Here is a 1,531-nt window from a genome sequence, read left to right as displayed (position 1 = left end):
CGCCCCAGTTGCGATTCGTTAACCGTCGAACCTGTTGCTTAAACTTCATCAGGGTCTTCGGGTGCCATTGAATGCGGCCTGCCTTGAAGGTGAATCCAAGGAATTTGCTTTCATTGGTTTTAACGACGTGGCTTTTGGTTGTATTAACCACCAACTTCAAGCGGTGACTCAGGAATCTGCTAATACTATTGAGCACACGTTCACCCGAACGGGGCGTCTTTACCAGTATGGTAAAATCATCCGCATATCGGGCAAATTTGTGACCCCGTTTCTCAAGCTCTTTGTCCAATGGGTCGAGCATGATGTTTGCCAAAAGCGGCGATAATGGCCCGCCCTGAGGAACACCTTCTCGACTCTCACTATAAAGCTGGTTATCCCCTTTGGTTTTGCAGAGAATCCCAGCTCGTAAGTAACGTTTAATCAGTTTAAGCAATCGCTTATCTTTCACTTTATAGCCAAGGTAGGTCATGAGTAAATCGTGATTAACGCGGTCAAAGAACTTAGACAGGTCAACATCCACGGCGAAACGACGTCCCGTTTTGATAATGCTGATTACCCGCTTCACGGCTTGCTGCCCATTTCGATTTGGTCTGAACCCAAAGCTATTATCTGAGAAGGTTGGGTCGAAAATAGGCGTAAGGACTTGGGCAATCGCTTGTTGGATAACACGGTCAACGATAGTTGGGATCCCTAATTGACGTTTTCCGCCATCAGGTTTGTCAATCTCAACGCGTTTCACCGGTGAAGGTTGGTATTGGCCTGAGCGAAGCTCAGTCATAACACGTTTCCAGTTTCCGGCGTTTGCCCAAGCGGGGAAGTCATCAATGGTCATGCCATCAATGCCAGCGGCCCCTTTGTTGGCTCGAACCTGCTTCCATGCCGACACAAGATTGGAAGGCTGGAGAAAAAGTTCGAGTAGATCTGCGCTAAAGGCTGGCTGCTCATCAGTACGCTGAGTCACGTCACTACCGGACGGCATTCGTGTGTTCAAGTCTGACAAGGCTCCTCCTTTATTCTAAATGTTCCGGCCTTGGCCGTGTCCCAGCCATTACGCTGGGCATTTGGCTACTATGCCGTCTGCTGACTTCTGCTCTATCACCGCCACAGTTACCTGTAACAGCGCTATCGGTTTGCATCGAATTCGCTCGCAGTGGATGATGCGTTTCCTCTGCGCCAAGGCACTTGTATACCAGAGCCTTACTGGTATTCACCGATCGCTCGTAAAGCAGATCTCCCCAGATAAGAACATGGACTGTCTCTGCACTGCTGCATCATTTACGGTGGCCGTTAGATCACATGGTTTCGTTGTCTTGTGCCAACTCACCTTCAGCCTACGCCTCATATGATGTTCTTGTTCATCAGCTCGCAGATTTGCTAGCGGCTTCCTCCAGACTATCTCTCACGATTTAGCCCTTGCCATTCGCTAGTAGTTAGCGTTGAATAACAGTGTGTTAAACAACGGTGATCTTCCTACAGAGGACTTTCACCTCATTAGTTCATGCCCGTGCTGGGCGTACACAACTCAATAAAC

Annotated in this window: 2 protein-coding genes; both read right to left on the bottom strand. The window is 48.9% G+C overall.

Translation table 11 applies throughout. The features are described from left to right. Positions 1-1,000, bottom strand: a 1,000-nt coding sequence (gene ltrA, locus MHN09_RS21225; RefSeq protein WP_239241839.1) for a group II intron reverse transcriptase/maturase, incomplete at its 3' end; no start/stop codon positions are given. Positions 1,001-1,010: 10 nt separating this feature from the next. Continuing rightward, positions 1,011-1,211, bottom strand: a complete 201-nt coding sequence (locus tag MHN09_RS21220) for a hypothetical protein (RefSeq protein WP_136251253.1) — start codon at positions 1,209-1,211, stop codon at positions 1,011-1,013. Positions 1,212-1,531 lie beyond the last annotated feature (320 nt).

Origin of the sequence: Alteromonas sp. MmMcT2-5, assembly GCF_022348315.1 — a bacterium.
GTDB lineage: Bacteria > Pseudomonadota > Gammaproteobacteria > Enterobacterales > Alteromonadaceae > Alteromonas > Alteromonas macleodii.
Note: the sequence above shows the minus strand (reverse complement) of the source record. Positions and strands in the feature narration are given on the sequence as shown.